Source organism: Streptomyces sp. NBC_00669 (assembly GCF_036226785.1).
Taxonomy (GTDB): Bacteria; Actinomycetota; Actinomycetes; order Streptomycetales; family Streptomycetaceae; genus Actinacidiphila.
In genome coordinates this window covers 2,522,060-2,547,696 of record NZ_CP109018.1, presented here as the reverse complement: position 1 = coordinate 2,547,696, position 25,637 = coordinate 2,522,060, and the positions used below count along the sequence as shown (strand labels likewise).

General features: G+C 71.7%; 20 protein-coding genes. 16 read left to right on the top strand and 4 right to left on the bottom strand.

Going from position 1 to position 25,637, the window contains the following annotated elements; translation table 11 throughout:
- Positions 1-84: 84 nt before the first annotated feature.
- Both serA and OG896_RS10140 read left to right on the top strand, forming a co-directional pair.
- Positions 85-1,677: a phosphoglycerate dehydrogenase gene (gene serA, locus OG896_RS10145; protein WP_328469871.1), complete on the top strand. Its 1,593-nt coding sequence runs from the start codon at positions 85-87 to the stop codon at positions 1,675-1,677.
- A gap of 148 nt (positions 1,678-1,825) precedes the next feature.
- Positions 1,826-2,413: a Uma2 family endonuclease gene (locus OG896_RS10140; protein WP_329373865.1), complete on the top strand. Its 588-nt coding sequence runs from the start codon at positions 1,826-1,828 to the stop codon at positions 2,411-2,413.
- Between the two features lie 30 nt (positions 2,414-2,443).
- Here the strand turns inward: OG896_RS10140 and OG896_RS10135 are convergent, their stop codons facing one another.
- A complete protein-coding gene (locus OG896_RS10135) occupies positions 2,444-3,775 on the bottom strand; it encodes a PucR family transcriptional regulator (protein WP_329364305.1) in 1,332 nt (443 codons plus the stop codon).
- Positions 3,776-3,964: 189 nt separating this feature from the next.
- Between OG896_RS10135 and OG896_RS10130 the strand changes: the two genes are divergently transcribed.
- The 10 genes from OG896_RS10130 to OG896_RS10085 all read left to right on the top strand — a co-directional run bounded on the left by OG896_RS10130 (position 3,965) and on the right by OG896_RS10085 (position 16,178).
- On the top strand, positions 3,965-4,894 hold the full coding sequence (locus OG896_RS10130; RefSeq protein WP_329364303.1) for a proline dehydrogenase family protein: 930 nt from the start codon (positions 3,965-3,967) through the stop codon (positions 4,892-4,894).
- Positions 4,895-4,920: 26 nt separating this feature from the next.
- Positions 4,921-6,570 (top strand): L-glutamate gamma-semialdehyde dehydrogenase, encoded by a 1,650-nt coding sequence (pruA, locus tag OG896_RS10125; RefSeq protein ID WP_329364301.1) that lies wholly within the window; start codon positions 4,921-4,923, stop codon positions 6,568-6,570.
- A gap of 596 nt (positions 6,571-7,166) precedes the next feature.
- Complete coding sequence (locus OG896_RS10120; protein WP_328469879.1) at positions 7,167-8,210, top strand: 3-isopropylmalate dehydrogenase; 1,044 nt, start codon at positions 7,167-7,169, stop codon at positions 8,208-8,210.
- Positions 8,211-8,347: 137 nt separating this feature from the next.
- Positions 8,348-9,436 carry a branched-chain amino acid aminotransferase gene (locus tag OG896_RS10115; protein ID WP_329364299.1) on the top strand — a complete coding sequence of 363 codons (1,089 nt, stop codon included), beginning with the start codon at positions 8,348-8,350 and terminating at the stop codon, positions 9,434-9,436.
- A gap of 370 nt (positions 9,437-9,806) precedes the next feature.
- A complete protein-coding gene (gene cimA / locus OG896_RS10110; RefSeq protein WP_329364297.1) occupies positions 9,807-11,417 on the top strand; it encodes a citramalate synthase in 1,611 nt (536 codons plus the stop codon).
- Positions 11,418-11,542: 125 nt separating this feature from the next.
- Positions 11,543-12,040 carry a GNAT family N-acetyltransferase gene (locus OG896_RS10105; protein WP_329364295.1) on the top strand — a complete coding sequence of 166 codons (498 nt, stop codon included), beginning with the start codon at positions 11,543-11,545 and terminating at the stop codon, positions 12,038-12,040.
- 65 nt (positions 12,041-12,105) lie between these two features.
- A complete protein-coding gene (locus OG896_RS10100; RefSeq protein ID WP_329364293.1) occupies positions 12,106-13,182 on the top strand; it encodes an HpcH/HpaI aldolase/citrate lyase family protein in 1,077 nt (358 codons plus the stop codon).
- Entirely contained in the window at positions 13,179-14,090 is a 912-nt protein-coding gene (locus OG896_RS10095) for an HpcH/HpaI aldolase/citrate lyase family protein (protein WP_329364291.1), read from the top strand. The genes OG896_RS10100 and OG896_RS10095 overlap by 4 nt, the downstream gene beginning before the upstream one ends.
- A 169-nt stretch (positions 14,091-14,259) precedes the next feature.
- Complete coding sequence (locus OG896_RS10090) at positions 14,260-15,843, top strand: acyl-CoA carboxylase subunit beta (protein WP_329364290.1); 1,584 nt, start codon at positions 14,260-14,262, stop codon at positions 15,841-15,843.
- A 122-nt stretch (positions 15,844-15,965) separates the two neighbouring features.
- Positions 15,966-16,178 (top strand): acyl-CoA carboxylase epsilon subunit, encoded by a 213-nt coding sequence (locus OG896_RS10085; protein WP_329373864.1) that lies wholly within the window; start codon positions 15,966-15,968, stop codon positions 16,176-16,178.
- A gap of 145 nt (positions 16,179-16,323) precedes the next feature.
- On the opposite strand, the gene gltX is transcribed toward OG896_RS10085, so the two are convergent.
- The 3 genes from gltX to OG896_RS10070 all read right to left on the bottom strand — a co-directional run bounded on the left by gltX (position 16,324) and on the right by OG896_RS10070 (position 18,906).
- On the bottom strand, positions 16,324-17,835 hold the full coding sequence (gltX, locus tag OG896_RS10080) for a glutamate--tRNA ligase (protein WP_329364289.1): 1,512 nt from the start codon (positions 17,833-17,835) through the stop codon (positions 16,324-16,326).
- Positions 17,828-18,622: a fumarylacetoacetate hydrolase family protein gene (locus tag OG896_RS10075; RefSeq protein ID WP_329364287.1), complete on the bottom strand. Its 795-nt coding sequence runs from the start codon at positions 18,620-18,622 to the stop codon at positions 17,828-17,830. The genes gltX and OG896_RS10075 overlap by 8 nt, the downstream gene beginning before the upstream one ends.
- Positions 18,623-18,687: 65 nt before the next feature.
- On the bottom strand, positions 18,688-18,906 hold the full coding sequence (locus OG896_RS10070) for a hypothetical protein (RefSeq protein ID WP_329364286.1): 219 nt from the start codon (positions 18,904-18,906) through the stop codon (positions 18,688-18,690).
- A gap of 578 nt (positions 18,907-19,484) precedes the next feature.
- On the opposite strand from OG896_RS10070, the gene OG896_RS10065 reads away from it, so the two are divergent.
- The 4 genes from OG896_RS10065 (at position 19,485) to OG896_RS10050 (ending at position 25,480) form a co-directional block, all read left to right on the top strand.
- Positions 19,485-23,945 (top strand): sensor histidine kinase, encoded by a 4,461-nt coding sequence (locus tag OG896_RS10065; RefSeq protein ID WP_329364284.1) that lies wholly within the window; start codon positions 19,485-19,487, stop codon positions 23,943-23,945.
- Between the two features lie 9 nt (positions 23,946-23,954).
- Positions 23,955-24,368 carry a roadblock/LC7 domain-containing protein gene (locus tag OG896_RS10060; RefSeq protein WP_037917495.1) on the top strand — a complete coding sequence of 138 codons (414 nt, stop codon included), beginning with the start codon at positions 23,955-23,957 and terminating at the stop codon, positions 24,366-24,368.
- A 115-nt stretch (positions 24,369-24,483) separates the two neighbouring features.
- Complete coding sequence (locus OG896_RS10055) at positions 24,484-24,891, top strand: DUF742 domain-containing protein (protein WP_328469901.1); 408 nt, start codon at positions 24,484-24,486, stop codon at positions 24,889-24,891.
- Positions 24,872-25,480: a GTP-binding protein gene (locus OG896_RS10050; protein ID WP_402446689.1), complete on the top strand. Its 609-nt coding sequence runs from the start codon at positions 24,872-24,874 to the stop codon at positions 25,478-25,480. The genes OG896_RS10055 and OG896_RS10050 overlap by 20 nt, the downstream gene beginning before the upstream one ends.
- Positions 25,481-25,637 lie beyond the last annotated feature (157 nt).

Below are 25,637 nucleotides of genomic sequence, written 5' to 3'. Positions count from 1 at the left end.
AGCTCAGGCGTCAGCCCACTACCCCGCCCTCCCCGGAGCGGCCCCACGGGACCGGCCGCCCCCGCAGGAACAAGTGAGGACCACGTGAGCCAGAAGCCTGTCGTACTCATCGCAGAAGAGCTGTCGCCGGCCACGGTCGACGCGCTCGGCCCGGATTTCGAGATCCGGCACTGCAATGGCGCGGACCGAGCCGAACTGCTGTCCGCGATCACCGATGTCGACGCCATCCTGATCCGCAGCGCCACCAAGGTCGACGCCGAAGCGGTCGCCGCCGCGAACAAACTGCGGGTCGTCGCCCGCGCGGGCGTCGGCCTGGACAACGTCGACGTGGCCGCCGCCACCAAGGCCGGCGTGATGGTCGTGAACGCCCCGACCTCCAACATCGTCACCGCCGCCGAACTCGCCTGCGGCCTGATCATCGCCACCGCCCGCAACATCGCGCCCGCCAACTCGGCGCTGAAGGCCGGTGAGTGGAAGCGCAACAAGTACACCGGCGTCGAGCTGAGCGAGAAGACCCTCGGCGTGGTGGGCCTGGGCCGGATCGGCGTCCTGGTCACCCAGCGGATGTCCGCCTTCGGGATGAACGTCGTCGCGTACGACCCCTACGTGCAGCCGGCCCGCGCCGCCCAGATGGGGGTCAAGCTGCTCACCCTGGACGAGCTGCTGGAGGTCTCCGACTTCATCACCGTCCACCTGCCGAAGACCCCCGAGACGCTCGGCCTGATCGGCGACGAGGCGCTGCACAAGGTCAAGCCGTCGGTGCGGATCGTCAACGCCGCGCGCGGCGGGATCGTCGACGAGGAGGCGCTGGCCGCCGCGCTCAAGGAGGGCCGGGTGGCCGGCGCGGGCCTGGACGTGTACGCGAAGGAGCCGTGCACCGACTCCCCGCTCTTCCAGTTCGACAACGTGGTGGCGACCCCGCACCTGGGCGCCTCCACCGACGAGGCGCAGGAGAAGGCGGGCATCGCGGTCGCCAAGTCGGTGCGGCTCGCGCTCGCCGGTGAACTGGTCCCGGACGCGGTCAACGTGCAGGGCGGCGTCATCGCCGAGGACGTCAAGCCCGGGCTGCCGCTCGCCGAGAAGCTGGGCCGGATCTTCACCGCGCTGGCCGGCGAGGTCGCCGCCCGCCTCGACGTCGAGGTCTGCGGCGAGATCACCCAGCACGACGTCAAGGTGCTCGAACTCAGCGCGCTCAAGGGCGTGTTCGAGGACGTCGTGGCCGAGACGGTGTCGTACGTCAACGCGCCGCTGTTCGCTCAGGAGCGCGGGGTGGAGGTCCGCCTCACCACCAGCTCCGAGTCGCCCAACCACCGCAACCTCGTCACCGTGCGCGGCACCCTCGCCGACGGCACCGAGGTGTCGGTCTCCGGCACGCTGGCCGGCCCGAAGAACCTGCAGAAGGTCGTCGCGGTCGGCGACGAGGACGTCGACCTCGCGCTCGCCGACCACATGGCCTTCCTGCGCTACACCGACCGCCCGGGCATCGTGGGCACCATCGGCCGCATCCTCGGTGAGGTCGGCGTCAACATCGCCGGCATGCAGGTCGCCCGCGCGGCCGCCGGCGGTGACGCCCTGGTGGCCCTGACCGTCGACTCCACCATCCCGGCCGGCGTCCTCACCGACATCGCCGACGAGATCGGTGCGACGTCGGCCCGCGCCGTCAATCTCACGGACTGAATTCCGGACGACGATTGCGCGTACGCTTGATCTGAGCGCTCTGACCAGGGAACACCGGTACTACAAATAACCCTTTTGGGTGGTAGCGCCGGTGTTTTCTGGCGTTCATCTGATCAATACCGACAAGATCCCGTCCATGGGAGGACAGATGACTGCAGAAAAACTCCCGGACTGGGTTTTCCCCCCTCCGGGTGGCTTCACCGCGGACGACCTCGACCGCATCCCCGATCTCCCGCCGCACACCGAGCTGATCGACGGGAGCCTCGTTTTCGTGAGTCCGCAGAAGAGTTTTCACGCTCTGGTCTTGGATCTACTTGTCTACACACTTCGTGGCTTGGCGCCGAAGGACCTCAGGGTGCGCCGGGAAATGACCATCGTGCTGGACAGGGAGAATCGGCCGGAACCGGACCTGACGGTGCTGCACGAACGGGCGGTACCGGCTGGCGGACACGCCGAGACGAGCTACCGGGCCGAGGACGTGGTCCTCGCCGTGGAGGTGGTCTCGCCGGAGTCCGCCGGCCGTGACCGGGGGCGCAAGCCGCAGCTCTATGCAGACGCGGGCATCCCGCACTTCTGGTTGGTCGAGCGGATGGACAGCGGTCGTCCAGTCGTCCACACCTACGAGTTGGACCGGCTCGGCCACGCGTACGCGCTCACCGGCATCCACCACGACCGCCTCAAGCTCTCCGCTCCGTTCACCATCGACATCGACCTGACCGAGATCGACAGCATGTAGCCGTATACGACCGCGGTGCGGTCCGCCCCTCTACAGGCGGGCCGCCTTCAGGGCCATGTGGAGCAGGAGACGGGACTCGCCGTCGGAGAGGTCGAGGCCGGTGAGCTGCTCGATGCGGGACAGCCGGTAGTAGAGGGTCTGGCGGTGGATCGCCAGGGCGGTGGCGGTGCGGCCGGCCTGGCCCGCGTGGTCGAGGAACACCTCGGCGGTGTGGGCGAGTTCGCGGTGTGCCGCGGTGAGCAGGGGAGCGATCGCCGGGTCCGGCGGTGCGTCGGCCGGCAGTGCGGTGAGCAGCCGGTACGGGCCGATCCCCGACCACTTGGCGATCGGGCCGAGCAGCGGCTGGGCCCGGGCGGCCCGGGCGGACGCGGTCGCCTCCTGCCAGGCTCCGGGCAGCGCGGCCAGCGCGGTGCGCGCGTCGCTCACCCCCGCGACCAGCCCGTCCGTCTCGGCGGCGCCGGCACCGGCACCGGTGCCTGGCTCGGCCGCGGCCCTGCCCGCCCCCGCAGCCCCACCCGTACCGGCCCCCGTACCGGCCCCCGCGCTCGCCGCCGCGCTCGCCGCGAGCGCGGCCAGCACCCGGGTCGCGGCCGTCCGCGCGGGCGCGAGCACCTGCGGCGAGCGCAGCCGTACCAGCACCGCGACCGTCTCCCAGCGGCCCCACCCCGGCACCCGCACGATCGCCGCGGCGCCCGGCACCGTACGCGCGCCCGGCAGGTCGTCCGAGTGCTCGGCCCAGCGGTCCGGCGGGGACGCGGCGAGCCGCTTGCCGCCCCGGTCCGGCGGCCACACGCACACCAGCGCGTGCGGCTCGTCCGCGTCCGGGCCCAGCGCCTTGCGCAGCGAGTCCTCCGCGGTGTCCCGCGCGGCCCGGGTCGCCCCGGTGAGCAGCGCCCGCAGCGCCTGGGCCGCCTCGGTCCCGGCCACCGACATCGCGGCGAGCCGGTCGCCGATCCGTGCCGCGACCGACATCGCCGCGCTGAGCTGCGCGGGGGAGTGGTCGGCCTCGTCGAGCAGCCAGACGTAGCCGTAGACCACCCCGCCGTGCCGGACCGGGAGGCAGAGCCGGCCGGTGAAGACGCCCGCCGAGGGGGCCGCGGGGATACGGATCGGGGCAGTGGCGCGGGCGATGCCGAACCGCTCGAACCAGGCGCGGACCTCCGCGGTCGAGCGCCGGGTCAGGATCGATCGGGTCCGCACCGGGTCGACCGCCGCTTCGTCGTCGCCGTCGTGCACGCCGAACGCGATCAGCCGGAAGTCCCGGTCCTCCAGCGTCGCGGGCGCCCCGAGCAGCGCCGAGACCTCGTCCACCAGATCCTGGAAATCACCGTAGTCAGCGGCCACGCGTCCATTCTCCCTCATCGCCCTCATACATATGTATGAGGGGTCGCACCCGGATGCGTGACAGGTGTCGATGGCCCGCGCGGCGGCCGGTACCTAGATTCACGGTGACGGCACGTGATCCGTGCTGCCGCTCCGGTGCGGCGGTACCCCCGCCGCACCCACAACCCTTTCCCCTCCGCTGTCCCGCCACCCGCCAGGAGGCTCCCAGTGCTCGGTCCCGTGCTGCTCGCCGCGTCGCGCAGCGACCGGCTGCGCCGCGTCGTCGCCGCCGCGCCCGTCACCCGTCCGGTGGTCGAGCGCTTCGTCGCGGGTGACGCGCTGCACCCCGCGATGGACACCGTCCACGCGCTGACCGCGAGCGGTCTCGACGTCACCCTCGACCACCTCGGCGAGGACGTCACCGACCGCGCCACCGCCCGGCACACCCGCGACGCCTACCTGCGGCTGCTGGAGACGCTGGCCGCCGCGGACCTCGGCGACCGCGCCGAGGTCTCGGTGAAGCTCTCCGCCTTCGGCCAGGCGCTGCCCGACGGCGGCCACGACGTCGCGCTGGAGAACGTCCGCGCGGTCGCCGAACTCGCCACCGCGACCGGCACCACCGTCACGCTCGACATGGAGGACCACACCACCGTCGACTCGACGCTGGCCGTCCTGCGCGAGCTGCGCCGCGAGCACCCGCGCACCGGCGCCGTGCTCCAGTCGTACCTCTTCCGCACCGAGGCCGACGCCCGCGACCTGGCCACCGCCGGCTCGCGGGTCCGGCTGGTCAAGGGCGCCTACAAGGAGCCCGCGCACGTCGCCTTCCAGGACCGCAAGTCCGTCGACCGCGCCTACGTCCGCGCGCTGCGGACCCTCTTCGAGGGCGACGGCTACCCGATGGTCGGCTCGCACGACCCGCGCATGATCGCCATCGCCCAGGACCTCGCCGCCCGCGCCGGCCGCGCGCCCGGCTCCTACGAGTTCCAGATGCTCTACGGCATCCGCACCGCCGAGCAGCGGCGACTCGCGGCGTCCGGAGAGCGGATGCGCATCTACGTCCCCTACGGCGCAGACTGGTACGGCTACTTCATGCGCCGCCTCGCCGAGCGCCCGGCGAACCTCGCCTTCTTCCTGCGCTCCTTCGCCCCCAGCCGCTGAACCGATCCCACAAGGAGACACGCTCCATGGACGCTGTGACCCAGGTCCCCGTGCCGGTCAACGAGCCGGTGCACACCTACGCGCCCGGCAGCCCGGAACGCGCTCGGCTCGAAGCGAAGCTCAAGGAACTGGCCGGCAACCCGATCGAGCTGCCGCTGGTGATCGGCGGCCGGGAACGGCCGGGCGGCGGTGACCGGTTCGAGGTGGTGCAGCCGCACAACCACGCCGCCAAGCTGGGCAGCGGCACCGCCGCCGACAGCCAGGACGCGCGGGACGCCGTGGACGCGGCGCTGGCCGCCGCCCCGGCCTGGCGCGCCACCTCCTTCGACGACCGCGCCGCCATCATCCTGCGCGCCGCCGAACTGCTGGCCGGCCCCTGGCGGGAGACGCTGGTCGCCTCCACCATGCTCGGCCAGTCCAAGACGGTGCAGCAGGCCGAGATCGACAGCCCCTGCGAGCTCGTCGACTTCTGGCGGTTCAACGTCCACTTCGCCCGGCAGATCCTCGCCGAGCAGCCGGTCGCCAACGCGCCCGGCGTGTGGAACCGGCTCGACCACCGCCCGCTGGAGGGCTTCGTCTACGCGATCACGCCGTTCAACTTCACCGCGATCGCGGGCAACCTGCCCACCGCCCCCGCGCTGATGGGCAACGTGGTGGTGTGGAAGCCGGCGCCCACCCAGACGCACTCCGCGCTGCTGCTGATGCGGCTGCTGAAGGAGGCCGGGCTGCCCGACGGTGTCATCAACCTGGTCACCGGGCGCGGCGAGGCCGTCTCCGAGGTGGCGCTCACCCACCCCGACCTGGCCGGCATCCACTTCACCGGCTCCACCAAGACCTTCCAGTACCTGTGGCGCACGGTCGGCGAGAACATCGAGGGCTACCGCTCCTACCCGCGGATCGTCGGTGAGACCGGCGGCAAGGACTTCGTGGTCGCCCACCCGTCGGCCGACCCGGCGGTGCTGAAGACCGCGCTCACCCGTGGCTCCTTTGAGTACCAGGGCCAGAAGTGCTCGGCCTCCTCGCGCGCCTACATCCCCCGCTCGATCTGGGAGGGCGGCTTCAAGGAGGAGTTCGCCGCCGAGGTCGACGGCATCACCATGGGCGACGTCACCGACCTCACCAACTTCGTCGGCGCCCTCATCGACGAGGCCGCGTTCGCCAAGAACAAGGCCGCGATCGAGCGCGCCAAGGCCGACCCGGCCGTCGAGGTGGTGGCCGGCGGCACGTACGACGACTCGGTCGGCTGGTTCGTCCGCCCGACGGTGCTGCTCTGCACCGACCCGGGCAACGAGATCTTCCGCGAGGAGTACTTCGGCCCGCTGCTCGCCGTGCACGTCTACGACGACAGCGACGACACCGACGGCACGGCCTTCGACGCGATGCTCGACCAGATGGAGTCCGTGGCGCCGTACGCCCTCACCGGCTCGGTCGTCGCCCGCGACCGCGCGGCCGTGGCGCACGTGATGGAGCGGCTGCGCTTCGCGGCCGGCAACTTCTACATCAACGACAAGTCGACTGGTGCCGTGGTCGGCCAGCAGCCCTTCGGCGGCGCCCGTGCCTCGGGCACCAACGACAAGGCCGGCTCCGCGCAGAACCTCCTCCGGTGGACCTCGACCCGTGCCATCAAGGAGGCGCTGGTCCCGCCGACCGACTACCGCTACCCGCACCAGGGCTGAGCACCTCGGCCCCTCGTTCCGCCGCCCCCGTCTCCTGACCCCCGTGGAGACGGGGGCGGCTTCCATGACGGGCCCCTGCGGGCTGCCGCGCCGGGCTGCCGTTTCGAGCTGCCGTTTCGGGCTGCCTTGTACCGGTTTTCGCGGCGCGTGGGGCCGAACGGACGACCGGCCGTCTCAGATAGTAGGAAGTCCGAGTAATCCTGGCGACAGGACGTCCGCTGTGTCCTAGCTTTGGAAGAAGCCGAACGTTTCCCGCTCGATCGAGCGGACGGCGGACAGGAGTCCGGCGCACTCCAGGCGGGGTCACCCCCCGCGGCGCGACTCTCCGCCCGCGTTCCATGGCACGTCTCACCTCCACCCGTCTCCACCGCTTTCCAATGGAGTTGATCACCATGGACGAGACCGCCCGCCAGAACGCCCTGCGCGCCCTGCAGCGCTCCATGGACCGCCGCGACAACGGCGGCTCCACCGGCCACGAGCACTGAGCCGTAGCCGCAGCCGGCGCCGTACCCACCCCCCACCCCGTACCCACACACCTGCGTCCGACATGCGGACATGCCGTGTCATAGGTCAAGACGCGGAGTAGGGTGCCCCGCATGTCTCGCAGCATCAACCTCGCAGTGATCCCCGGCGACGGAATCGGTCAAGAAGTCGTCACCGAGGGTCTCAAAGTCCTCGCCGCGGCGCTCCCGCAGGAAACCAAGCTGGAGACGAAGGAGTACGACTTCGGCGCCAAGCGCTATCACGCCACCGGTCAGACCCTCACCGACGCGGACCTCGCGGAGCTGAAGGCCCACGACGCGATCCTGCTCGGGGCGATCGGCGACCCGTCGGTGCCGTCCGGCGTGCTGGAGCGCGGTTTCCTGCTGAAGCTGCGGTTCGCCTTCGACCACTTCGTCAACCTCCGGCCCAGCAAGCTGTTCCCCGGCGTGGGCACCCCGCTCGCGGGCAGCCCGGACATCGACTTCGTGGTGGTCCGCGAAGGCACCGAGGGCCCCTACACCGGCAACGGCGGCGCGATCAGGACCGGTACCCCCGCCGAGGTCGCCACCGAGGTGAGCCTCAACACCGCGTACGGCATCGAGCGCGTGGTGCGCGACGCGTACGCCCGCGCCCAGGCCCGCCCGCGCAAGAAGCTCACCCTGGTGCACAAGAACAACGTGCTGGTGCACGCCGGCGGCCTGTGGACCCGGGTCTTCGAGGCGGTCGGCAAGGAGTTCCCCGACGTCAGCACCGACTACCTGCACGTCGACGCCACCATGATCTTCCTCGTCACGCAGCCCGAGCGGTTCGACGTGATCGTCACCGACAACCTGTTCGGCGACATCGTCACCGACCTCGCCGCGGCCGTCTCCGGCGGCATCGGCGTGGCGGCGAGCGGCAACATCAACCCCAGCCGCGAGTTCCCCTCGATGTTCGAGCCCGTGCACGGCTCGGCCCCGGACATCGCCGGCCAGTCCAAGGCCGACCCGACCGCGACCGTGCTCTCCGTCGCGCTGCTGCTGCGCCACCTCGGCTACGACGCGGAGGCCGACCGGATCGACGCCGCCGTCCAGGCCGACCTGGCCGAACGCACCGGCGGCCCGGCCCGCTCCACGGTGCAGATCGGCGACGCGCTGGCCGCTCGCGTGGCCGGCTGACCCGGCAGAGCCGGCTCCACAGGTACGACCCGGCCCCGTCGCTGCGATAATCAGTGGCGGGGCCGCTGCACGGCGGGAAAGTAGGACGTCCTAGCAGTACGTTCGAGGGCGTCAGCGACATGGTGAAGGAACTGAAGATGACGACGCCCACGATCGAGTTGAAGCCCTCCTCGCACCCGCTGCCCGCGGCCGAGCGCGAGGCGATCCTGTCCGACCCCGGTTTCGGACGGTACTTCACCGACCACATGGTCACCATCAAGTGGACTGCCGGCCGCGGCTGGCACGACGCCCAGCTCGTCCCGTACGCCCCGCTGTCGGTCGACCCGGCGAACATGACGCTGCACTACGCGCAGACGATCTTCGAGGGCCTCAAGGCGTACCGCCAGCCCGACGGCGGCGTGGCCACCTTCCGCCCCGAGGCCAACGCGCTGCGCTTCCAGGCGTCCTCGCGGCGGCTGGCGATGCCCGAACTGCCGGTGGAGACCTTCATCGAGGCGTGCGACGTGCTGGTCCGCCAGGACAAGGACTGGGTGCCCACCGAGGGCGAAGCCTCGCTCTACCTGCGGCCGTTCATGATCGCCACCGAGGTCGGGCTCGGCGTCCGCCCGGCCGACGAGTACCTCTTCCTGGTCATCGCCTCCCCGGCCGGCGCCTACTTCTCCGGCGGCGTCAAGCCGGTCTCGGTCTGGCTCTCCGAGGAGTACGTCCGCGCGGCCCCCGGCGGCACCGGCGCGGCCAAGACCGGCGGCAACTACGCGGCCTCCCTCGTCGCCCAGGCGCAGGCCATCGAGCACGGCTGCGACCAGGTGGTCTGGCTCGACGCGATCGAGCGGCGCTGGATCGAGGAGATGGGGGGCATGAACCTGTACTTCGTGTACGGCAACCGGATCGTCACGCCCTCGCTCACCGGTTCGCTGCTGCCCGGGATCACCCGCGACTCGCTGCTCGCCATCGCCGCGGACCTCGGGTACGAAGTCGGCGAGGGCCGGATCAGCGTCGAGGACTGGAAGCGCGGCAACGAGGACGGCACCCTCACCGAGGTGTTCGCCTGCGGCACCGCCGCCGTGATCACCCCGGTCGGCTCGGTCAAGTCCACCCGGGCGAACTGGATGGTGGGCGACGGCGGTCCGGGCGAGGTCACCATGCGACTGCGCTCCGCGCTGCTCGACATCCAGACGGGCCAGGCCGCCGACCCGCACGGCTGGATGCACCCGCTCGGCGTGTAGCCCCGAGGACGCTGGGCCCGCGAGGGCGCTGGGCCCCCGCCTCCGCGGCGGGGGCCCAGAACGTGAGACGGCAACCCGAATGGCGGAAAGGTGTGCCACACTGCAGCTGTGTCCTCGTACGCCACGCTGATTATTGGCCGCAGGCACGCCGGTCCGCAGTGACGCTTCCGCTGAACCCAAGTGGAACGCCACCGTGCCCCAGACCCGCGTGCAGACCTCTCGCATCCGCGAGAGGTTTTTTCGTTTCCCGGCCCACCCGCGCCGGAGGCGGGAGCGCACGAGGAGACTGGGGGCAAGTGGAGTCGGAACCTCCGGATGGTGAACGCCGTTCGGGGGTAACCCCACCCACCCGACAGGAGTTGCAACTGCCATGACCGCCGAACCCGACGACAGCTTCCACGTCTTCGACACCACGCTGCGCGACGGCGCGCAGCGCGAGGGCATCAACCTCACCGTCGCCGACAAGCTGAGCATCGCGCGGCACCTGGACGACTTCGGTGTGGGCTTCATCGAGGGCGGCTGGCCCGGTGCCAACCCCCGCGACACCGAGTTCTTCGCCCGGGCCGCCGCCGAGTTGGAGCTGAAGCACGCCACGCTGGTGGCGTTCGGCGCCACCCGCCGCCCGGGCGCCAAGGCCGCCGACGACCCGCAGGTCAACGCGCTGCTGGAGTCCGGCGCGCCGGTCATCACGCTGGTCGCCAAGTCCCATGACCGGCACGTGGAACTGGCACTGCGCACCACGCTGGAGGAGAACCTGGAGATGGTCCGCGACAGCGTCGCGTACCTCGTCGCCCAGGGCCGCCGGGTCTTCGTGGACTGCGAGCACTTCTTCGACGGCTACCGGGCCAACCCGGCGTACGCCACCGCCGTGGTCAGCGCCGCGCACGAGGCCGGCGCGTCCGTGGTGGTGCTCTGCGACACCAACGGCGGGATGCTGCCCAAGCAGGTGCAGGCGGTCACCGCGCAGGTGCTCGCCGACACCGGCGCGCGGCTCGGCATGCACGCCCAGGACGACACCGGCTGCGCGGTCGCCAACACCCTTGCCGCGGTGGACGCCGGCGCCACGCACGTGCAGTGCACCGCCAACGGCTACGGCGAGCGGGTCGGCAACGCCAACCTCTTCCCGGTCGCCGCCGCGCTGGAACTCAAGCACGACCGGCGGGTGCTGCCCGAGGGCGCGCTCGGCGAGATGACCCGGATCTCGCACGCCATCGCCGAGATCGTCAACCTGCCCTCCTCCACGCACCAGCCGTACGTGGGCGTGTCCGCGTTCGCGCACAAGGCCGGGCTGCACGCCTCCGCGATCAAGGTCGACCCGGACCTCTACCAGCACATCGACCCCGAGCGGGTCGGCAACACCATGCGGATGCTGGTCTCCGACATGGCCGGCCGCGCCTCGATCGAGCTGAAGGGCAAGGAACTCGGCATCGACCTCGGCGGCGACCGCGAGCTGGTCGGCCGGGTGGTGGCCCGGGTCAAGGAGCGTGAGCTGAAGGGCTACACGTACGAGGCCGCCGACGCCTCCTTCGCGCTGCTGCTGCGCGACGAACTCCAGGCCGGCCGGCCGGACGGGCCGCGGCGCTTCTTCCGTACCGAGTCCTGGCGCGCCATCACCGAGGACCGCCCCGACGGCTCGCACGCCAACGAGGCCACCGTGAAGCTGTGGGCGAAGGGCGAGCGGATCGTCGCCACCGCCGAGGGCAACGGCCCGGTCAACGCGCTCGACCGCGCACTGCGGGTGGCGCTGGAGCAGATCTACCCGCAGCTCGGCACGTTCGCGCTGGTCGACTACCGGGTCCGTATCCTCGAAGGCCGTTCCGGCACCGACTCCACCACCCGGGTCCTCATCACCACGTCCGACGGCGCGGCCGAGTGGTCCACGGTCGGCGTCGCCGACAACGTCATCGCCGCGTCCTGGCAGGCACTCGAGGACGCCTGCGCCTACGGCCTGATCCGGGCCGGCCTGGAGCCGCAGGACTAGGAGCCCGGGTAGAGCCGCGGGTCAGGGCCCCGCGGCTGCCCCGCCGTACCCCCTCCGTACCCCCGCCACCTCCGCCGCGGGAAAACCGGTCGATCCGGCGGCCGCGGGGCCCTACCCTGCGGGGCGTGACGGAGACCGTGGAAGAGAAGATCGTCGTACGCCCGGCCGAGGCCGCCGACGCTGCCGCCATCGCGCGGGCGCACATCATCTCGCGCGAGGTCGCGATGCCGTGGCTGCCGCCGCGCAAGCGCACCGACGCGGAGGTGGAGCGCTGGGTGCGCGAAGTGGTGCTCGTCGAGGCGGACGTGTGGGTCGCGGTGGACGCCGGCGGCGCGGTGCTGGGCTACGCGGCGGTGGAGGGGGAGTGGCTGGAGCACCTGTACCTGCTGCCGGAGGTGCGGCGGCGCGGCATCGGCTCGCTGCTGCTGGCCCGGGCGAAGGAGCACCGGCCGGACCGGCTGGACCTGCACGTCTTCCAGCGCAACACCGACGCGCGGGCGTTCTACGCGCGCCACGGCTTCACGGTGGTGGATCTGAACGACGGTTCGCGGAACATGGAGCGTGAACCGGATATGACGCTGCGCTGGACCCCGGTGACCAACAGCACATCTACCGACGGGTAACCGTCGGGTGCCCGCGGTCGTAGGGTGAGCGCCACACCCTCGACCCGACACCACCGGGAGATCGCATGCGCTCGGCGAAGGACTTCTTCCGCCCGCTGGCCGTGGGGGCGCCGGCCCCCGTCAGGGACGTGCCGTTCCGCCCCTCGCGAATGATCCACTTCTTCGACCCGGGCAACGAGAAGATGGCGGCCAAGGTGCCGTCGATCGCGCCGAAGGTCGACGTGCTGCTGGGCAACCTGGAGGACGCGGTCCCGGCCGACCGCAAGGAGGCGGCCCGGGCCGGTCTGGTGAAGGTCGCCCGGGCCACCGACTTCGGCGACACCCAGCTGTGGACCCGGATCAACAGCCTCGACTCGCCCTGGGCGCTGGACGACCTGCTCACCCTCGGCGCCGAGATCGGCGACCGGCTCGACGTCGTGATGGTGCCGAAGGTCGAGGGCGCCCACGACATCCACTACGTCGACCGGCTGCTCGCCCAGTTGGAGGCGAAGGCCGGGCTGACCCGGCCGATCCTGGTGCACGCGATCCTGGAGACCGCGGCCGGCGTGGGCAACGTCGAGGAGATCGCCGCCGCCAGCCCCCGGATGCAGGGCATGTCGCTCGGCCCGGCCGACCTGGCCGCCAGCCGCCGGATGAAGACCACCCGGGTCGGCGGCGGCCACCCCGGCTACCTGGTGCGCGAGGACCCCGCCGCAGGCGCCCCGGTCGACGCCCCCCGGCCCACCTACCAGCAGGACCTGTGGCACTACACGATCGCCCGGATGGTCGACGCGTGCGCCGCGAACGGCATCCTGCCGTACTACGGGCCGTTCGGGGACATCAAGGACGTCACCGGGTGCGAGGACCAGTTCCGCAACGCCTTCCTGCTCGGCTGCGTCGGCGCCTGGTCCCTGCACCCGGTGCAGATCGACATCGCCAAGCGGGTCTTCTCGCCCGCCCCCGAGGACGTCGCCTGGGCCCGCCGGGTGATCGAGGCGATGGGCGACGGCACCGGCGCGGTGATGATCGACGGCAAGATGCAGGACGACGCCACCTACAAGCAGTGCCGGGTGGTCGCCGAACTCGCGGACGCGCTCGCCGCCCGCGACCCCGAACTCGCCCGCGCCTACGCCGATGCCACCGCCGAGGAGGCCGCCCGATGAGCACCCCCGCCGACCTCTCCGCGAGCGCCTCCGCCGCGAGCGCTCCCGCCCCCCGCCCGCGCCGCTCGGTGCTCTACATGCCCGGCGCCAACGAGCGCGCCCTGGAGAAGGCCAGGACCCTCCCCACCGACGCGCTCATCCTGGACCTGGAGGACTCCGTCGCGCCCGACGCGAAGGCCGAGGCCCGTGAGCGGGTGGCGGCCGCCGCGGCGAGCGGCGCGTACGGCCACCGCGAGGTCACCATCCGGGTCAACGCCCCCGGCACCCCCTGGCACGCCGACGACCTCAAGGCCGCCGCCGCGGCCGGCCCGGACGCCGTCGTCGTGCCCAAGGTGGACTCCGCGCGGACCGTACGGGAGGTCGAGGCGGCACTGGAGGCGGCCGGCGCTCCGGAGCGGACCGCCGTCTGGGCGATGCTGGAGACGCCGGCGGCGCTCTTCGACGCGCGGGCCATCGCCGAGGCGTCACCGCGGCTGACCGTCCTGGTGATGGGCACCAACGACCTCGCCAAGGAACTGCACGCCGAGCACGTCCCCGGCCGGGCCCCGCTGCTCGCCGGGCTGTCGCTCGCCCTGCTCGCCGCCCGCGCCGCGGGCAAGGTCATCTTGGACGGTGTCTACAACGACGTCCACGATCTGAGCGGCTTCGAGGCGGAGACCCTCCAAGCCCGGCAGTTCGGCTTCGACGGCAAGACCCTGATCCACCCGAAGCAGCTCGAACCCTGCAACCGGGTCTTCGCGCCCACCCAGGCGGAGATCGAGCGCTCCGGACGGATCATCGCCGCCTTCGAAGAGGCCACGTCACAGGGGCGCGGCGTGGTCACCGTGGACGGCCGGATGATCGAGAACCTGCACGTCGAGGAGGCCCGGCGGGTACTCGCGCTGGGCGAGGCCGTCGCCGGACGCTGACGGCGATCACCGCCTTGGCGGCATGAACCCGCCAAACGGGGCGGGCTCCGGCCCGGGCCTCCGGACCCCGCCCCACCTCGCCGTCTGTCGAGACCCACCAGGCAGAGCCGGTGGACACTGTACGAAGTAGATGGCCCGTTCCGACCCCGCACGCTCGTACTGTCGGTACATGACCACATCGCAAGAGCTGCCCGTCCCGGCGAACGACGCCCGGGGGCGCGTCGTGGAGCTTCGTGCGATCCGCGAGGAGGTGCGTCGGGGGCCCAGCGAGAAGGCCACGGAGGCGCAGCGGGCGAAGGGGAAGCTGACCGCGCGCGAGCGGATCGAACTTCTGCTGGACGAGGGCTCGTTCCGTGAGGTGGAGCCGCTGCGCCGGCACCGGGCCACGGGCTTCGGGCTGGAGGCGAAGCGGCCGTACACCGACGGTGTGATCACCGGGTGGGGCACCGTGCACGACCGGACCGTGTTCGTGTACGCGCACGACTTCCGGATCTTCGGCGGCGCGCTGGGCGAGGCGCACGCGCAGAAGATCCACAAGATCATGGACATGGCGATCTCGGCCGGTGCGCCGCTGGTGTCGCTGAACGACGGCGCGGGCGCCCGTATCCAGGAGGGCGTCTCGGCGCTCGCCGGGTACGGCGGGATCTTCCAGCGCAACACCCGCGCCTCCGGCGTCATCCCGCAGATCTCGGTGATGCTCGGCCCGTGCGCGGGCGGCGCGGCCTACTCCCCGGCGCTCACGGACTTCGTGTTCATGGTGCGGGAGACCTCGCAGATGTTCATCACCGGCCCCGACGTGGTGCAGGCGGTGACCGGCGAGGAGATCAGCCAGAACGGCCTGGGCGGCGCCGACGTGCACTCGGCGGTCTCCGGCGTGTCGCACTTCGCCTACGACGACGAGCAGACCTGCCTGGAGGAGGTCCGCTACCTGCTCTCGCTGCTGCCGCAGAACAACCGGGAGAACCCGCCGGCGGCGGAGAACGAGGACCCGGTGGACCGCCGCAGCGACGTGCTGCTCGACCTGGTGCCGGCCGACGGCAACCGGTCGTACGACATGCACAAGGTGATCGAGGAGATCGTCGACGACGGCGAGTACCTGGAGATCCACGAGCGCTGGGCCACCAACATCATCGTGGCGCTCACCCGGATCGACGGCCAGGTGGTCGGCATCGTCGCCAACCAGCCCGCCTCGCTCGCCGGTGTGCTCGACATCGAGGCGTCCGAGAAGGCGGCCCGTTTCGTACAGATGTGCGATGCGTTCAACATCCCGATCATCACTCTTCTGGACGTACCCGGCTTCCTGCCCGGCGTCGCCCAGGAGCACGGTGGAATCATCCGGCACGGCGCCAAGCTGCTCTACGCCTACTGCAACGCCACCGTCCCCCGGATCTCGCTGATCCTCCGGAAGGCGTACGGCGGTGCCTACATCGTGATGGACTCGCAGTCGATCGGCGCGGACCTGACGTTCGCGTGGCCGACGAACGAGATCGCGGTGATGGGCGCGGAGGGCGCGGCGAACGTGATCTTCCGTCGGCAGATCGCCGACGCCGACGATCCGGAGGCGATGCGGACCCGGATGGTCAAGGAGTACAAGGCCGAGCTGATGCACCCGTACTACGCCGCCGAGCGCGGCCTGGTGCACGACGTGATCGACCCGGCCGAGACGCGTGAGGTGCTGGCCGGCTCGCTGGCCATGCTCCGCACGAAGCACGCCGACCTGCCGTCCCGCAAGCACGGCAACCCGCCGCAGTGATCCCTCGACCGCAGCCGGTGAGCGCCACGTTCCTGAACGCGGCGCACACTCCCGCCGACCCCGATCATCCGAACGACCCGGACCACCCCGGCAACCTGCCCGGCGGTTCACCCTTGGAGACCATCGTGAGCACTCCCACGGATTCGCTGGTGCGCGTCGAGAAGGGTCACGCGGACCCCGAGGAGCTCGCCGCGCTCACCGCGCTGCTGCTGGCGCGTGCTGCCGCCGGCGGTGCGGGCGAGGCCGCGCACACCGCGCCGGTGCGTTCCACGGCCGGCTGGCGCCGTCTCGAGCGCACCCCGGGCTTCCGCGCCCCCCACTCCTGGCAGGGCTGAGGGCGCCTGACCCCCCGGCTGCCCCGTCCTGCGTGACACGGGACCTCGCGGTCCGCGGTGGCTGGTCGCGCGGTTCCCCGCGGCCCTGAAACAAGTGCGGCTCCCTCCATGCTCAGCATGGAGGAAGCCGCATTACTGCGTCGGGTCAGGCCAGCTTCGCCAGAGCCGCGTCGATACGGGTCAGGGTGCGGTCGCGGCCCAGGACCTGGAGGGACTCGAAGAGGGGCAGGCCGACCGTGCGGCCGGTGACCGCGACGCGGACCGGCGCCTGGGCCTTCCCGAGCTTGAGACCGTGCTCCTCGCCGGCCGCGAGCACCGCGTCCTTGAGCGACTCGGGGGCGGACCAGTCCGCCCCAGCCAGCTTCTCCCGGGCCGTGCGCAGCAGCGCGTCGGAGCCCTCCTTCATCGCCTTCGCCCACGACGCCTCGTCGTCGACCGGCTCGTCGAGGAAGAGGAAATCGACGTTCGCGGTGATGTCGGAGAGCACCGTCACCCGGGTCTGGGCGTACGGCGCGATCGCCTGCCACGCGGCCTCGTCGAAGGACTCCGGCGCCCAGGGCGCGAAGGGGGCGCGCAGCCACGGCGCGCACGCCTCGGTGAACTCCTTCACGCCGAGCCGCCGGATGTGGTCGGCGTTGATCGCCTCGGCCTTCTTCAGGTCGAAGCGGGCCGGGTTGGCGTTGACGTCGGCGATGTCGAACTTCGCCACCATCTCCGCGATCGAGAAGACGTCCTGGTCGGCGGAGTACGACCAGCCCAGCAGCGAGAGGTAGTTGAGCAGCCCCTCGGGCAGGAAGCCGCGCTCCCGGTACAGGTTGAGCGACGCCTGCGGGTCCCGCTTGGAGAGCTTCTTGTTGCCCTCGCCCATCACGTACGGCAGATGGCCGAAGGCCGGGACGGCCTTGGCGACGCCCAGTTCGATCAGCGCGTCGTACAGCGCGATCTGCCGCGGGGTGGAGGAGAGCAGGTCCTCGCCGCGCAGCACGTGGGTGATCTCCATCAGCGCGTCGTCCACCGGGTTGACCAGGGTGTACAGCGGCGCGCCGTTGGCCCGCACGATGCCGTAGTCCGGCACGTTGTCCGGCGTGAAGGTCAGCTCGCCGCGGACCAGGTCGGTGAAGACGATCGGGCGGTCCGGCATCCGGAAGCGGACGATCGAGGCGCGGCCCTCGTCCTGGTACGCGCCGATCTGCTCGGCGCTGAGGTCCCGGCAGTGGCCGTCGTACCCGGAGGGGCGGCCGGCCGCGCGGGCGGCCTCACGGCGGGCCTCCAGCTCCTCGGTGGTGCAGTAGCAGTCGTACGCGTGCCCGGCCTGCTTCAGCCGCAGCGCGACGTCGGCGTACAGGTCCATCCGCTGGGACTGCCGGTAGGGCGCGAACGGGCCGCCGACCTCGGGGCCCTCGTCCCAGTCCAGGCCGAGCCAGCGCATCGAGTCCAGCAGCGCCTGGTACGACTCCTCGGAGTCGCGGGCCGCGTCGGTGTCCTCGATGCGGAAGACCAGGGTGCCCTGCTCGTGCCGGGCGAAGGCCCAGTTGAACAGCGCGGTGCGGACCAGCCCGACGTGCGGGTTGCCGGTCGGGGAGGGGCAGAACCGGACGCGGACGCCGGTGCCGCCGGAGGTGGGGGAGGAGGGTGCAGGAGCGGATGCGCTAGCCACGCGAGATCACCTTGTTGGTGAGAGTGCCGATGCCTTCGATGGTGACGGCGACCTCGTCGCCGGGGAGCAGCGGGCCCACGCCCGCGGGGGTGCCGGTGAGCAGGACGTCACCGGGCAGCAGCGTCATCGCCTCGGTGATGTTGACGATCAGGTCCTCGACCGAGTTCAGCATCTGCCGGGTGCGGCCGGCCTGGCGCAGTTCGCCGTTGACCGTCGCGGTGATCGCGAGGTCGCCGGCGGCGTCGAGGTCGAGGCCGGTCTCGATCCACGGGCCGAGCGGGCAGGAGGAGTCGAAGCCCTTCGCCCGCGCCCACTGCTTCTCGGTGCGCTGGGTGTCGCGGGCCGTCACGTCGTTGGCGCAGGTGAAGCCGAGGATCACGTCCTTGACCCGGTCCCGCGGCACATCCCGGCACAGCCGGCTGATCACGACGGCCAACTCCGCTTCGTGGTGCACCTCGTGGGAGAACGAGGGGTACACGATCGGGTCGCCGGGGCCGATCACCGAGGTCGACGGCTTGAAGAACGCCCAGGGCGCGTCCGGCACCTCGTGGCCCAGTTCCGCGGCGTGGGCCGCGTAGTTGCGGCCGATGGCGACCACCTTGTTGGGCAGGACGGGCGACAGCAGCCGCACCTTGTCCAGCGGGACCTTCGTGCCGGACAGCTCGAAGTCCGCGAAGGGCACGCCCTTCATGATGTCGACGACAAGACCCTCGGGGCCGCCGGTGGGGTCGCCCTCGACCGCTCCGAACGCCACGTTGCCGTCGATGGAGAACCTGACGATGCGCATGCGCCCAGCCTAGCGGCCGGCCCGGCCTCCGCTGACTCGGTGATCGCCGCAGGTCAGCGTCGGACTCAGGGGGCGACGGGCGTCTGCGGCAGTTCGTTGAGTACCGTACGACGCGGGTTCGCGGTGCGCTGCGGCAGCGTGTTCACCGCGGGTTCGGCGGATTCGCCGGCGGTCGGGTCCGCCACGGCCGGCGTGCCGGTCAGTTCGGACGCGTCCTTGAGGTGCGCGAGAGTGGTGCGCCGCGGGTTGGCGATCATCTGACGGAACATCAAGGTGGTCTTCATCTGCCGTGTGGACCTCGGGTCTCGGTGGTGGGAGCGGGCCGCGGTTGACATCACCGCGACTTCTGTAAAGCACCAGGCTAGTGCCGCCCATTCCCGCCGTGGCCGGGCGCAGACATCTGACGCTCTGTGATTTTGCTCACGAACTACGGATCATTTCCCGCCATTCGGACAATCGGCGCGCGCGAGCGAATCGGGCAAAGCGTACGGCGGTGCGGAAATGGTCGTTTGTCGCCGGGGTGGACGCGGCCTGACACCGGTGCAACCAGTTACCATCGCGGCCCGTAATCGCCCCATATCGCCGCCCTGGCGCTCGACGCTGTGTGTATGGACCATCGCGACGAGTGACACATTCCAAGAGGACGGCTGCGGGCCTTGTTGGGAGATCCGGCACTGTGCTGGAATTCCCCGGACCGCCGCATCACAACGAACCGGCGCGCAGGGGGCGCGGACGGAACACCGAGCGGCGGTGAAGGGCACATCAGCCGTCCCGCGACCCGGGTCGGCCTGAGCCCCCATGACTCGACACCGTCCCTTCAGCCTTACGGCGAGGGGCGCCTGGTCCAGAGGTTGCGACGCTAGTGCAGGGACGTTTCAAGAGGGACAGCGGCGCTGCGGGCGACTCGGAGCGGCAGCCCGGCGGGGCCGGCAACGGCTCCCAGGCCGCGGCCGACTCCGGAACCGCCACGCCGGGTACCACTGCGGCCCCCGGGCGGATGAGCATGCCCAGCGGCCTCGAAGCCGGCAAGATCACCGGCCTCGACGGCAAGCCCGGCCCCCGAATAGCCATGCGCAACTGGCGCATCAGCACCAGACTCATCTCGCTGCTCGCCCTCCCCGTGGTCACCGCCTCCGCCCTCGGCGGCCTGCGCATCAACAACTCGGTGGACAACATCCACCAGCTCGAGCACATGAAGACCCTGACCGACATCACCGAGCAGGCCACCAACCTGGCCGCCGCCCTCCAGGAGGAGCGCGACAGCTCGGCGGGCCCGCTGTCGGCCAACCAGAAGAGCAACGACGCGGTGGCCGCCTCCCGCCAGGCCACCGACCGCGACCTCAAGCTCTACGAGCAGTCGACCGACAACATCTCGGACTCCGACCCGGTCTTCAGCGGGGTCCGCGCCACCCTGGTCGCCATCGGCGGCCAGCTCGCCAACCTCAACGAGATCCGCAGCGAGGCGTACACCTCCCAGTCGGGCATCGCGCAGACCGTCTCCGAGTACGACGGTCTGGTCACCTCGCTGCTGTCGCTCTCCCAGGACATGGCGCAGGCCACCAGCAACTCCCAGATGATCAAGGCGACCCGCGCGCTGTCGGCGTTCTCCTCCGCCAAGGAGTACGAGTCGATGCAGCGCGCGGTGATCAGCGCCGCGTTCGCCAGTGGCGGCAAGCTCAACGCCGACGAGTACCAGTCGGTGAAGTGGGCGGCCGTCGACGAGAACACCGCGATCACCCGGTTCATGAAGGTCTACGGCACCGACGCCGCCGCGCTGCTGCGCCCCATCCAGGGCGACAACGACACGATCGCCGCCCACGACAACGAGCGCGAGCGGATCGCCAGTTCGCAGACCGCGATCACCAAGATCAACAGCTCGTACCTGGACTGGGACGACGCGGCGAAGACCAAGATCGACGCGATGAACCAGATCGAGCGCTCGCTGCTCAGCGAGATGCAGCAGAAGTCGCTGCACCTGCAGAGCGAGGCGAAGCGCGAGGCGCTGATATCCGGCGCGATCATCCTGCTGGTCCTCGGCGTCGCCGTGGTCGGCGCGTTCGTCGTCGGCCGCTCGATGGTCCGCTCGCTGCGCCGGCTGCAGCAGACCGCCCAGGACGTCGCCCAGAAGCGGCTGCCCGAGCTGGTCAAGCAGCTCTCCGACACCGACCCGCAGGACGTCGACACCTCGGTCGAGTCGATCGGCATCAACAGCCGCGACGAGATCGGCCAGGTGGCCCGCGCGTTCGACGAGGTCCACAGCGAGGCGGTCCGGCTCGCCGCCGAGCAGGCGCTGCTGCGAGGCAACGTCAACGCGATGTTCACCAACCTCTCCCGCCGCAGCCAGGGCCTCATCCAGCGCCAGCTGTCGCTCATCTCCGAACTGGAGTCGCGCGAGGCCGACCCGGACCAGCTCTCCTCGCTGTTCAAGCTCGACCACCTCGCGACCCGCATGCGCCGCAACGGTGAGAACCTGCTGGTCCTCGCCGGTGAGGAGCCCGGCCGCCGGTGGACCCGCCCGGTCCCGCTGGTCGACGTGCTGCGCGCCGCCGCGTCCGAGGTGGAGCAGTACGAGCGGATCGAGCTGACATCGGTGCCGTCGGCCGAGGTCACCGGCCGCATCGTCAACGACCTCGTGCACCTGCTCGCCGAGCTGCTGGAGAACGCCACCTCGTTCTCCTCGCCGCAGACCAAGGTGCGGGTCACCGGTCACTCGCTGCCCGACGGCCGCGTGCTGATCGAGATCCACGACACCGGCATCGGCCTGTCCCCGGAGGACCTCGCCGACATCAACGAGCGGCTGGCCAACCCGCCCACCGTGGACGTCTCGGTCTCCCGCCGGATGGGCCTGTTCGTGGTCGGCCGGCTGTCCCTGCGGCACGGCATCCGCATCCAGCTGCGCCCGTCGGACTCCGGCGGCACCACCGCGCTGGTCATGCTGCCGGTCGACGTCACGCAGGGCGGCGCCAACGCGAACGCGAAGAACGCGGGCCCCGGCGCGCGTCCCGCGGGTGCCGTCGCGGGCGGTGCCGGCACCGGCATCGCGGGTGCGTTCGGCAACGCGGGCCAGGCCGGCGGCAGCCGCGCAGGGCAGCGCGGCCAGGTCGGCGCGGGCGCGGCACGCCCCGCGCTCCCCGGCGCCGGGCGACCGGCCGCCGGCCCTGGCGACCAGGGCGGCACCGGCGGTCCCGGTGGCCAGCAGGGCGGCCCGCGCTGGGCCGCGCAGGACAACCAGCAGCAGGGCTTCGGCGAGGACACCCCGCGCGGCCACGAGGACGTCGAGGCGCCCGCGTTCGACGCCTTCGACCAGTCCGGCCCCGCCGGGCGGCCGCAGTCCGGCCCCGGCCGGCACGGCCAGCACGGGCAGCCGAACGGTCCCGGCGCCCCCGGGCCCCAGGGCCCCGGCGGCTTCCCGGTCCCGCAGCCGCAGAACACCGGTCCCTCCGGCTTCCGCTCCGACGTCTTCGGCGGCCGCTCCGGCCCCGCGCCGCGGCACAGCGGCGGCCCCGGCGCCGGGGAGTCCCCGGCGGCGGCCCCCGGCGGTCCCGGCGACACCAGCCAGTTCCCGGCGGTCCGCGCCGACGGTGGCGCGCCCACCGGCCAGGACGACGGCTCGCAGAACCGCCTCCCGCAGCGCGGTTCCCGCGGCCCCCAGGGCACCCCCGGCTGGAACTCCGACGACCAGCGCGGCGGCCGCCCGGGTGACACGGGTTCCTTCCCGGTCCCCGGTGGCTCGGGTGGTCCCGGCGACACCAGCCAGTTCCCGGCGGTCCGGAACGACGGTTTCCCGCAGGGTCAGGGTGGCGGTCGTCCGGGTGACACGGGTTCCTTCCCGGTCCCCGGCGGTCCTGGTGACACCAGCCAGTTCCCGGCGGTCCGCGCCGAGGACGGTTTCCCGCAGGGTCAGGGTGGCGGTCGTCCCGGTGACACGGGCTCCTTCCCGGTCCCCGGCGGTCCTGGTGACACCAGCCAGTTCCCGGCGGTCCGGAACGACGGTTTCCCGCAGGGTCAGGGCGGCGGTCGTCCGGGTGACACGGGTTCCTTCCCGGTCCCCGGCGGTCCTGGTGACACCAGCCAGTTCCCGGCGGTCCGCGCCGAGGACGGTTTCCCGCAGGGGCAGGGCGGCGGCCGTCCCGGCGACACCGGTTCGTTCCCGATCCCCGGTGGTCCCGGCGACACCAGCCAGTTCCCGGCCGTGCGCAGCGACGGTTTCCCGCAGGGGCAGCGTCAGGGTGGCGGTCGTCCGGGTGACACGGGCTCCTTCCCGATTCCCGGTGGCTCGGGCGGTCCCGGTGACACCAGCCAGTTCCCGGCGGTCCGCGCCGAGGACGGCTCCGGCTCGTACCCGGCGCAGCAGCCCGGGCCCGCGCGGCCCGGCGGGATGCCGCAGCGCGGGCCGCGCGGCCCCCAGGGCACTCCGGGCTGGAACCCGCAGGGCCAGGGCGGCCAGCCGCAGCAGCGGCCGGACGCGTACGACACCGGCTCGCAGCCGATGCCGGGCCTCGGCGACACCAGCGGCCAGTACCCGATGCCGCACCAGCCGCAGCAGCACAACGGGCAGCCGTACCAGGGCCAGCCGGGCGGGCCGCAGCACGCGCCGCGCCCCGAGCCGCAACTCCCCGGCCCGGCCGAGCCGATGGCGCTGCCGCCGGCCCCGACCCGGGGCGACGAGCCGACGCCGATCTTCGCGTCGATCGAGTCCGACTGGTTCCGTACCGGCCAGGCCGAGCGGATGCAGCAGATCCACGTCGAGCAGAGCGCGCGGGGCCAGCAGGCGCCGCCGCCCCGCCCGGTGGGCCGCACCGCCCCGCCGCAGCGCCCGCGTACCGACCGGCCGGGACCGAACCCCGCCGGCGGCCCGCAGCGCCTCACCGGCGGCCCGCAGCCGGCCACCCAGGCCACCGCGCCGGCCGGCCAGGGCCAGCAGACCCAGAGCCAGGGCCAGGACCCCGCGGCACACCACAGCGCGCAGAGCGGCGCCCACATGCCTGCCGCACCGAGCGCCCAGCCGCTGCCGCGGGAGACCCCGAACTGGCGTACCTCGCCCAACGACGCACTGCGCCAGCGGGCCGAATCCATCCGGGAACCCACCGCGGGCGGGGTCACTCCCTCCGGCCTGCCGCGGCGGGTCCCCCGGGCGAATCTCGTCGCGGGCGGCGCGGCTCCCCAGCAGGCCCCCCAGGGCGGCCCGCAGGTCTCCCGCTCCCCCGACGACGTGCGCGGACGTCTGACCAACCTCCGCAGGGGCATCCAGCAGGGCCGCCAGGCCGGCGGTACCGGTACCACCGACGGCCGTGGTCTCGGCATGAACAACCAGGAGCGCTAGTTGAGTGCGATGAGCCAGGCGGCACAGAATCTGAACTGGTTGATCACCAACTTCGTGGACAACACCCCGGGGGTGTCCCACACGGTGGTGGTCTCCGCCGACGGCCTGCTGCTCGCGATGTCTGATGGTTTTCCGCGTGATCGTGCGGATCAGTTGGCGGCGGTGGCCTCGGGGTTGACGTCGTTGACCGCTGGTGCCTCCCGGATTTTCGAGGGGGGCAGTGTGAACCAGACGGTGGTGGAGATGGAGCGGGGCTTCCTCTTCATCATGTCGGTGTCGGATGGTTCGTCGCTGGCGGTGCTGGCGCATCCGGAGTGCGACATCGGTCTGGTCGGCTACGAAATGGCCCTGCTCGTCGACCGCGCGGGTGCCGTGCTGACCCCCGACCTTCGGGCCGAACTCCAGGGCAGCCTGTTGAACTGAGCACCGCACCCCGCCGCCGGGTGGCCCGCACGCAGCCGCGGACAACCGCCCGCACAACAGAACGTTCCCGTACTTCCGCACCAGCCATAGCACTGCCCGGACACGGAGGACCCTCATGACCCCGCCACCCGCCTCGCCGGGCCCGTACGGCGCGTCCCACCACGCGCCGTACGGGGTGGAAGGCGACCAGCCGCTGGTGCGGCCGTACGCCATGACCGGTGGCCGTACCCGGCCTCGCTACCAGCTCGCGATCGAGGCGCTGGTCAGCACCACCGCCGACCCGGCGCAGTACGCGGGACTGCTTCCAGAGCACCAGCGGATCTGCCATCTGACGCGTGAGATCAAGTCGGTGGCCGAGATCTCCGCGCTGCTCGCGATACCGCTCGGTGTGGCCCGGATTCTTGTGGCCGACCTCGCCGAGGCCGGCATGGTCGCCATCCACCAGCCCGGCAGCGGCGAATCGGGCGGCCAGCCAGATGTGACATTGCTTGAGAGGGTGCTCAGTGGACTTCGGAAGCTCTAGGCCGCAAGCGCAGCAGCCGGCGTACGGCGCGCCGCCGGTGCGGTCGACCACCTCCGCGAAGATCGTGGTGGCGGGTGGCTTCGGCGTGGGCAAGACCACGTTCGTGGGTGCGGTGTCGGAGATCAACCCGCTGCGCACCGAGGCCGTGATGACCTCGGCGTCGGCCGGGATCGACGACCTGAGCCACGTGCAGGACAAGACCACCACCACCGTGGCGATGGACTTCGGGCGCATCACGCTCGACGACGACCTGATCCTCTACCTGTTCGGCACCCCGGGCCAGGACCGCTTCTGGTTCATGTGGGACGACCTGGTGCGCGGCGCGATCGGCGCCGTGGTGCTGGTGGACACCCGGCGGCTGGCGGACTGCTTCCCGGCGGTGGACTACTTCGAGAACAGCGGGCTGCCGTTCGTGATCGCGCTCAACGGTTTCGACGGCCACCAGCCGTACCGGCCGGAAGAAGTGCGCGAGGCGCTGCAGATCGGTCCCGAGGCGCCGATCATCACCACCGACGCCCGGCACCGTGGCGAGGCGAAGAGCGCGCTGATCACGCTCGTCGAGCACGCGCTGCTGGCACGTCTCAAGTAGCTTGTGCCGCCGGCGATTTCGCCGGCCGGTAACGCGAGGACCCGTTATGTCGCACGACGTAACGGGTCCTTGGTCTTCATAACATTTCGAGAGAGTTTCCGGGAGGTCGCGAACACGGCTCGCGCTCGGCCGGTGCCACCGCGTGTACGTCTGTCTT